At 32.2% G+C, this 1,741-nt stretch carries 2 protein-coding genes; both read left to right on the plus strand.

What is annotated here, in order from left to right; all coding sequences use genetic code 11:
- Nucleotides 1-846 precede the first annotated feature (846 nt).
- Complete coding sequence (locus BTHERMOSOX_RS10915; RefSeq protein WP_138121159.1) at nt 847-1,077, plus strand: antitoxin; 231 nt, start codon at nt 847-849, stop codon at nt 1,075-1,077.
- A gap of 2 nt (nt 1,078-1,079) precedes the next feature.
- Complete coding sequence (gene vapC / locus BTHERMOSOX_RS10920) at nt 1,080-1,481, plus strand: type II toxin-antitoxin system tRNA(fMet)-specific endonuclease VapC (protein ID WP_138121160.1); 402 nt, start codon at nt 1,080-1,082, stop codon at nt 1,479-1,481.
- Nucleotides 1,482-1,741 lie beyond the last annotated feature (260 nt).

Genomic DNA, 1,741 nt, shown 5'->3' on the forward strand with positions numbered 1-1,741 from the left:
AGTCTCTTTTAAAATTAGTGCGATCGAATTAGAAGCAATTAGCAAAAAATTTATTATTGGGGCAGATAGGCCAGCTTTGCTTGCAAGACATTACTTACGTGAAAAAACAGATTTTTTTGAATAGCAAGGTAACTCATTAAAAATGACTTATATAATTGTCTACATGTAGACATGTAGACAATTATATAAAAATAGCTTTGTAACAACATGTTATAACTATTTTACTAAGTGGCTACGTTACTGTTGCAGAGGTTGCAATAGTGACTGTTAGTGAGGTGGCAACTGATCAAATTAGGAAGTAGTTTTCAGAAGATAATTTTGGAAAAATAGACAATAGTTTAAAAAATAATAATACGATTTATGTAGGCTATACCCAAAGTTTTAAAGACCTCAAAACTAAACTCACCTATACAAAATATGCACAAGAAATTTGTGCTGATTTTATTGAAGATATAAAAACAATCAATAATAAATATGTTTGCCACGCTATTACCCATGAAGATATTGCGAATAATTATCAGTATATAAGTAAAAATAGCGTCTATCTAGAGGTCCAAGATGTAGGTGATGTAGGCTTATTTACTGGTAACAAATACAAACTTACTTATACAGATATGAGCACAAATACTATTATCGCTGAATTTAAATCACCTGGGCTTTTCCGTGTTGGCCAAGTGTTGACATTTGCTACTGAATATTTAATGCATTTAGCAACCAAAGTATAAGAAAAAGTGCAATAGCGTTAGCGTGCTATGGAAGCATACAACTCTGCTAAAGAAAATACTTGGGTTTATCCGTATAAACTGTATATACTTATAAATATATACAAAATAAAGAGGTGTAAAAATGTTAACCAAAGTATTTGAATCAGGAAATTCGCAAGCAGTAAGGCTGCCAAAAAAATTTCGCTTTAATGTTTCTGAGGTTGAGATATTCGAGCGAGGAGAAGAAATTGTAATAAAAAAGAAATCGCCAAATGTTTCAGAGGCATTTAACCTTTTAAAGCAATTAAATTCGGAAGGTGTATTTGATAAAGACAGACAAGATAGCGCACCACAAGAGCGAAACTTCTTCTAGATATGAAATATGTTCTAGATACAAATATTTGCATCTACATTGCTAAAGAATCACCTATCGAAGTACTTAATAAATTTAATATTCTAGAGCCTGGCATGGTAGGTATGTCCTTAGTTACTCATGCAGAACTGTTATATGGTGCGGCAAAAAGTAACAATTCTAAAAAAGCATATCAACTCATTAATCAGTTAATTGAACTTATACCAGTCCTGCCTATTGACAACAAAGTTGCTGAACATTATGCTGATATTAGGGCAACATTAGAATGCCAAGGCATGATTATTGGTAACAATGACTTATGGATTGCAGCCCATGTTAGATCGCAAAATAAGATTGTGGTAACAAATAACGAAAAAGAATTTAATAGGATTAAAGGATTAAATATAGAGAACTGGGTAAATTGATAATATAATTATTATTATATTACTTACCTAACCCTCTCTCTAGTTTAGAAGCGCAACTCAATAAAAGTTTACTAGCTACCCTTTTGTTTTCTTGATTTGAAATAATGCTATTTATAGCATTGCTCGCAGCTTTTGAAGTTCCCCCAATAAACTGGACACCAAATTACAACAATTTAGGAGTCCAAAATGACCAGAAAATACACAGCCTTTACCAAAGCGTTTAAACTAGAAGCCCTGCATTTGGCAAATCAACCTAACAC

This window comes from Bathymodiolus heckerae thiotrophic gill symbiont (assembly GCF_900128515.1).
In the GTDB taxonomy this organism is placed as follows: domain Bacteria; phylum Pseudomonadota; class Gammaproteobacteria; order PS1; family Pseudothioglobaceae; genus Thioglobus_A.